Source organism: Pseudomonas ulcerans (assembly GCF_036324125.1).
Classification (GTDB): domain Bacteria; phylum Pseudomonadota; class Gammaproteobacteria; order Pseudomonadales; family Pseudomonadaceae; genus Aquipseudomonas; species Aquipseudomonas ulcerans.
The window spans coordinates 44,822-51,216 of record NZ_JAZDQN010000045.1; the positions used below are offsets into that span (position 1 = coordinate 44,822).

General features: G+C 66.6%; 7 protein-coding genes. 5 read left to right on the top strand and 2 right to left on the bottom strand.

The genetic code is table 11. The features are described 5' to 3' along the window. Positions 1-23 precede the first annotated feature (23 nt). Together V0R59_RS26945 and V0R59_RS26950 are read right to left on the bottom strand one after the other, a co-directional pair. Positions 24-746 carry an OmpA family protein gene (locus V0R59_RS26945; RefSeq protein ID WP_330073525.1) on the bottom strand — a complete coding sequence of 241 codons (723 nt, stop codon included), beginning with the start codon at positions 744-746 and terminating at the stop codon, positions 24-26. A 91-nt stretch (positions 747-837) separates the two neighbouring features. Then, on the bottom strand, positions 838-1,536 hold the full coding sequence (locus V0R59_RS26950; RefSeq protein WP_330073524.1) for an OmpA family protein: 699 nt from the start codon (positions 1,534-1,536) through the stop codon (positions 838-840). Between the two features lie 150 nt (positions 1,537-1,686). Here V0R59_RS26950 and V0R59_RS26955 point away from each other — a divergent pair, with 150 nt between their 5' ends. The 5 genes from V0R59_RS26955 to V0R59_RS26975 all read left to right on the top strand — a co-directional run bounded on the left by V0R59_RS26955 (position 1,687) and on the right by V0R59_RS26975 (position 6,250). After that, positions 1,687-2,181: a DUF6231 family protein gene (locus V0R59_RS26955; RefSeq protein WP_330073523.1), complete on the top strand. Its 495-nt coding sequence runs from the start codon at positions 1,687-1,689 to the stop codon at positions 2,179-2,181. 4 nt (positions 2,182-2,185) lie between these two features. Beyond that, the gene (locus V0R59_RS26960; protein ID WP_330073522.1) at positions 2,186-2,662 is read left to right on the top strand and encodes a YchJ family protein; all 477 of its coding nucleotides are present in this window, start codon (positions 2,186-2,188) and stop codon (positions 2,660-2,662) included. An 85-nt stretch (positions 2,663-2,747) separates the two neighbouring features. Beyond that, positions 2,748-2,954: an SEC-C metal-binding domain-containing protein gene (locus V0R59_RS26965; protein ID WP_330073521.1), complete on the top strand. Its 207-nt coding sequence runs from the start codon at positions 2,748-2,750 to the stop codon at positions 2,952-2,954. 119 nt (positions 2,955-3,073) lie between these two features. Continuing rightward, a complete protein-coding gene (locus V0R59_RS26970) occupies positions 3,074-3,715 on the top strand; it encodes a glutathione binding-like protein (protein WP_330073520.1) in 642 nt (213 codons plus the stop codon). 114 nt (positions 3,716-3,829) lie between these two features. Then, positions 3,830-6,250 (top strand): penicillin acylase family protein, encoded by a 2,421-nt coding sequence (locus tag V0R59_RS26975; protein ID WP_330073519.1) that lies wholly within the window; start codon positions 3,830-3,832, stop codon positions 6,248-6,250. Positions 6,251-6,395 lie beyond the last annotated feature (145 nt).

Here is a 6,395-nt window from a genome sequence, read left to right on the forward strand (position 1 = left end):
CATAGCCGCTGACGCCCCGTCGATCAATTGAGGTGCAGCTCGACCCGGCGATTCTGCGCACGCCCTTCGTCGGTTTCGTTGTCGGCCACCGGCTCCATTTCACCGCGACCTTCGCTGCTGACCTTCTGCGGCGAGACGCCAGCGTTGATCAGGTACTTGGCGACACTCGCCGCACGACGCTCGGACAGCCCCTGGTTATAGGCATCGGTGCCCTTGCTGTCGGTATGCCCGACCACGCGGATGGTGCGCACCTGCGGATTGTTCAGGCGCTCCAGCAAGCCCTGCAACTGTTGCTGCGCGGCGGCGGTCAGCTCGGCGGAGTCGAAGGCGAACAGTACGTTGCCCTGGTCACTGAGGGTGATGACTTCTGCAGGCGTCGCCTGCGGCTCGGCCACGGGCTGGGCCGGCGGATACTGCGGTGTCGGGCAGCCGTTGTGCTCCACCGGCGTACCCTTCGGCGTATCCGGGCAGCGGTCGCGGCGGTCGAATACCCCATCACCGTCCTCGTCGCCATCCTGGGCAAAACAGATCAACCCACCGGCAATGGCACCGGCTGCCGCGCCGCCACCCGCCCAGGCCGAGCTTTCGATGGCGCCGAGGCCGCCACCGACCAGCCCGCCGAGCAGGCTGCAGATCGGCCAGTTGTGCTGGTTGAGCGGCGCACCGCCGTCGCTGTGGGTTGCACATCCTGAGAGCAGGCCAGCCGCCAACAGCACGGGCAGCGCGACCTTGGTAAGTACGGTCATGGGGAAATGCTCCTGTGTTACCGGCTGATACCAGTCCCACAGGAGTAAAGACCGGCCCGTGGCACTTCACAAGCCACGGGCCGCAAGGTTTTCAACGCTGGATCTTGATCTCGGTACGACGGTTCTGCGCACGGCCGTCTGCCGTCTTGTTGTCGGCTACGGGCTGGCTTTCGCCTGCGCCGCTGACCGAAACGAAGCTGGCTTGCGGCACACCACTCTCGACCAGGTAACGGACCACCGAGTGCGCACGCTTGTCGGACAGACGCTGGTTGTAGGTGTCCGAGCCAACGCTGTCGGTGTGGCCGGTCACGGTCAGGCGGGCGCTCGCCGATTCCTTGCGCAGGCGTTCGGCAATCACGTTCAGACGCTGCTTGTCGTTGGCGGTGAGCTTGTCGGAGTCGAAAGCAAAGTGCACGTCACGGATGACAATGGTTTCTTCCTTCACGACCACCACTTCTTCCACCACCGGTGGCGCTACCGGTTCAGGCGGGCACCCGTTGGCATCGACCTGCACGCCACGCGGGGTGCCAGGGCACTTGTCGCGGCTGTCCGGCACGCCATCGCCGTCTTCGTCGCCATCGCCGTGGGCCCAGCAGTAACCAGCCGCCAGGCCACCACCGATCAATGCGCCCCAACCGGCCCAACTGCTGCTCTCGATCGCGCCCAGCGCGGCACCGCCGACGCCCCCGACGGCTGCACACTTCGGCCAGTCGGTTTTTTGCAAACCTGCACAACCAGTCAATACGCTGGTCAGCAGAACCAGAGGTAAAGCTGTGCGAACTATGCTCATCTGTTGCTTCTCCATGGGGGGAATTCGGTACGAAACCGATCATTGGCAGTAAAGACGGCTGAATCCATCTCCGCCAGCAATAAGCCATGACGCCTCTTTGCCTTGGCGTTGTTGCCCGCTAGTCTTGGCGGGATCAGATGAGGAACTTCGATGACCGAAAGCTTTTCTTCGCGCACGCCGCAACAGGCCCTGGCGGCGCTGCTCGAACACCATGCCCCGCAGCGCCTGCTGCTGGTAGGCACGCGTTTCCCCGCCCTCGACGCCTTCGCCACGGCGCATCCGCAGGCCAGCATCGACGTCGCCGCCCCTGGCCCGCTACCGGCGGACCTGGCCGGCAAGCGCTACGACCTTGCCCTGCTGGTGGACTGCCTGGAGCATCTGCCCAAGCGCAACGGCCTGGAGCTGATCGGCGGCATCCGCAACCTGAATGCCAGCCGGATTGCCGTGCTCGCCGACCTGGCCGCCAGCGGCTGGGGCGACACCGACTTCTATGCCCTGGCCCTGCAGGCCAACGAACGCTTCCAGCGCGAGGACCAGGTGCTCGGCCTGTACACCTACGATCTGCGCGACTACAAGCAGGTCCCGGACTGGCTCAACGCCAAGTTCTGGGCCAATCCGCAAAACTTCGGCAAGTACTGGTGGTGACGCGATGAGTGTTTCGGTTTGTCCCTGCGGCAGCGGCAACCTGCTGGACGCCTGCTGCGGGCATTATCACGCCGGCCAGCCGGCCCCGGATGCCCAGGCCCTGATGCGTTCGCGCTACAGCGCCTACGTGCTGGGCCTGGTGGACTACCTGGTGGCCACCACCCTGCCAGTGCAACAGGCCGGACTCGACCGCCAGGGCATCGCCGCCTGGAGCGCGCAGAGCACCTGGCTAGGCCTGGAGGTGGAGTCGGCGGAGGTGTTCGGCGGCCAGCCCGAGCATGCCTTCGTCACCTTCACCGCGCGCTGGCACGACCTCGACGGCGAGCACAGCCACCGCGAGCGCTCGGCCTTCGTGCAGAACCAGGGTCGCTGGTACTTCATCGACCCCACCGTCGGCCTCAAGGCCGGGCGCAACGATGCCTGCCCCTGCGCCAGCGGACAGAAATTCAAGAAGTGCTGTTCGAGCTACGTAGCGAACTGAACCGCGGATTATCTTCACCCACGACCTGCACTTGTCGCGCAGTGGTGAGATAATCCCCGGCGATTTTGTCCCGGAGTAACCCGCAATGACCCAGCAACCCCACGTCCACGGTCCTGACTGCAACCACGACCACGACCATCATCACCACGACCATGACCACGGCCACGTGCATGGCCCGCACTGCAACCACGGTCACCAGGAGCCGGTGCGCAACGCCCTGAAGGACGTCGGCCGCAACGATCCTTGCCCCTGCGGCAGCGAGAAGAAATTCAAGAAGTGCCACGGCGCCTGAGTGTGTCGCCCTGTAACAGCGGTCTGGCTTTGTGATATCCATTACGCCGACCGCTGCGCGCCAGCGCGGCAGACCGACGGCAGCGCCTCCCCCGCTGCCGTCTCCTGACGGAGCGCCTCATGATCGATCTGTATTACTGGACCACCCCCAACGGCCACAAGATCACGCTGTTCCTTGAGGAGACCGGCCTTCCCTACCGGATCCACCCCATCAATATCGGCAAGGGCGAACAGTTCGCCGCCGACTTCCTGAAGATCGCCCCCAACAACCGCATCCCGGCCATCGTCGACAACGACACGGCCGACGGCCAGCCGCTGTCGCTGTTCGAGTCCGGCGCGATCCTGCTCTACCTCGCCGAGAAGACCGGCCAGTTCATTCCACAGGACCTGCGTGGCCGCCAGGAAGCCCTGCAATGGCTGTTCTGGCAGATGGGTGGCCTCGGCCCGATGGCCGGGCAGAACCACCACTTCGTGCGTTTCGCCCCGGAAAAGGTGCCCTACGCGATCAAGCGCTACGTCGACGAGACCGCGCGCCTTTACGGGGTGCTGAACAAGCGCCTGGCCGACCGACCGTTCGTCGCCGGCGAGGCCTACAGCATCGCCGACATGGCCATCTATCCATGGATCGTGCCGCACACCTTCCAGCAGCAGGACCTGAACGACTTCCCCCACGTGAAGGCCTGGTTCGAGCGAATTCAGGCGCGTCCGGCGACCCAGCGCGCCTACGCCCTGGTCGACAGCATCAACCCGCCGCAGAAATAAGCCCGACGGCCGGCGCGGCGCTTTGAAAATAAAGCGCCCGCCCCTGCTTGCACCCCGCGCGAGCGCTCACTAACGTAGCGCCTTTCGCCGACACCCCCTTGCAGGAGCCTTGCCATGGCCTCGCCAGCCTTTTCCCTTTCCCGTCTTCGCCTCGGCGTCGCCGCGGCCGCGCTCGGCCTGGCCGGTTGCCAGACCGGCAACCTTGCCGACAGCGTGCCGCCCACCGTCGGGGTGCAGCCGCTCAAGGGCCTGGCGCAGAACGTTTCGGTACGGCGCAGCGCCCAGGGCCTGCCGCTGATCGAAAGCAGCTCCTTCCATGACGCCCTGTTCACCCTCGGCTACGTGCATGCCTCGGACCGTATCGGGCAGATGCTCGGCATGCGCCTGCTGGCCCAGGGTCGCCTGTCCGAGATGGCCGGCGCCGACGCCCTGGAAATCGACCGGTTCATGCGCGCCAGCAACCTGCGGCAGAGCGCCAACCAGCTCTACGCGGACGCGTCGCCGCGCCTGAAGCGCTTCTTCGAGGTGTACGCCCGCGGGGTCAACGCCTACCTGTTCCGTTACCGCGAAAAGCTGCCGTCGCCGGTGGCCGGCTACCGTCCGGAATACTGGAAGGCCGAGGACTCGGCGCTGGTCTTCGCCCTGTACAGCTTCAGCCAGTCGGTCAACCTGCAAGAAGAGATCGCCGCCCTGACCCTGGCGCAGAAAGTCGGTGCCGACAAGCTCGCCTGGCTGCTGCCGAACTACCCGGACGAACCCCTGAACGAGGCCGAGGCGGCCAAGCTCAAGGGCGTCGCGCTCAACCAGCTCGCCGGCCTGGCGCCGGTGGCGGCGGTCAGCGAACAGCTGGCGGCGTTCAATGTGCTGGGCAGCGCCAATTCGGCCAGCTGGGCCATCGCCCCGCAACGCAGCCGCAGCGGCAAGAGCCTGCTGGCCAGCGACAACCAGGGCGCGTGGGCGCTCAGCCCGGTGCAGATCCGCACCAGCAAGTACCAGGCCGCCGGCTTCAGCCTGCCTGGCCTGCCGATGATCCTCTCCGGATTCAACGGCGCCCTGGCCTGGAGCGGCAGCACCGCCATGGGCGACAACCAGGACCTGTACCTGGAGAAACTGCGCCGCCAGGGCAGCCAGGTGCAGTACGAGGTGGACGGCCGCTGGCAGAACGCGCGGGTGCGCAACGAAACCTATTTCATCAAGGGCCGTGGCGCCCAGCGCGAAGTGATCTACGAAACCGGCCACGGCGCCCTGCTCACCGGCGTCCAGGGCGGTCTCGGCCTGGCGCTGAAGATGCCTGACCTCAAGGGCGACAAGAGCCTGGATGCGTTCTTCGACCTGTCGCGGGCACGCAACGTCGAGCGCGCCTTCGATGCCGCCCGGGAAATCGGCGCGGTACCGCTGAACATGGTCTTCGCCGATGCCAGCAACGTCGGCTGGCAACTGACCGGACGCTACCCGAACCGCCGCGAAGGCCAGGGCCTGGTGCCGTCGCCGGGCTGGGAAAGCCGCTACGACTGGGACGGTTTCGCCGACGCCATGCTCCACCCCTACGACCAGGACCCGGCGCAAGGCTGGCTGGGCAACGCCGCCCAGCGCAGCGCGCCGCGTGGCTACGGCATGCAGTTGTCCAACAGCTGGTCCTACCCGGAACGCGCCGAACGCCTGGCGCAACTGGCCGGGAATGGCAAGCACGACGCGCGCAGCCTGATCGCGATGCAGAATGACCAGACCACCCTGTTCGCCGCCAAGCTCAAGGCGATGTTCGAGGCCCCGGGCATGGCCCAGGCCCTGAAGAAAGCCATCGACGCCCTGCCGATCGAGCAGAAGGCCAAGGCCCGCGAAGCCTACACCCGGCTGATGGCCTTCGACGGCCGCCTGAGCCAGACCTCGGCGGACGCGGCGATCTACGAGCTGTTCCTGCAGGAAAGCACGCGCCTGACCTTCCTCGACGAACTGGGTCCGGAATCCAGCCCGGCGTGGCAGGCGTTCGTCGCCAATGCGCGGCTGTCCTATTCGGCCCAGGCCGACCACCTGCTGGGGCGTGACGACAGCCCGTTCTGGGACGACCGTACGACGCCGGCGGTGGAAGACAAGCCGACCATCCTTGCCCGCAGCCTGGCGGCAGCCATCAGTGCGGGCGAGAAGGAAATGGGGGCGGATCGGCGCAGCTGGCAATGGGGGCGGCTGCACCAGTACCAGTGGCCGGTGGCCAATCTGTTCGGTATCGGCGACAAGCACGATCGCCGCGCCCAGGCCAGTGGTGGCGACCACAGCACCTTGAGCGCCTCGCCGTTCGCCTGGGGCCAGGACTTCAAGACCAGACTCGCACCGGCACAGCGCATGGTGGTGGATTTCGGCCAGGTCGAGCCGTTGCAGGTGCTGAGCAGCAGCGGCCAGTCCGGCAACCCGGCCAGCCCGCAGTTCGCCAACGGACTGGATGCCTGGTTCCGCGGGCAATACCAGAGCGTGCCGTTGCAGGGGCAGAACTATGAGCGGGTGTATGGCAGCAAGCGCCTGACCCTGGTGCCCGGCAAGTAGATGCAGTGCCCTTGATGGCCTCATCGCTGCAGGGGTATCTATACAGAAACGCGGGGCCCGGGGGGGGGGGGGGGGGGGGGGGGGGGGGGGGGGGATTGTGGGCAGGGCACGGGGCCCCGCGCCCCCCCCCCCCCAGCGGGCGGGG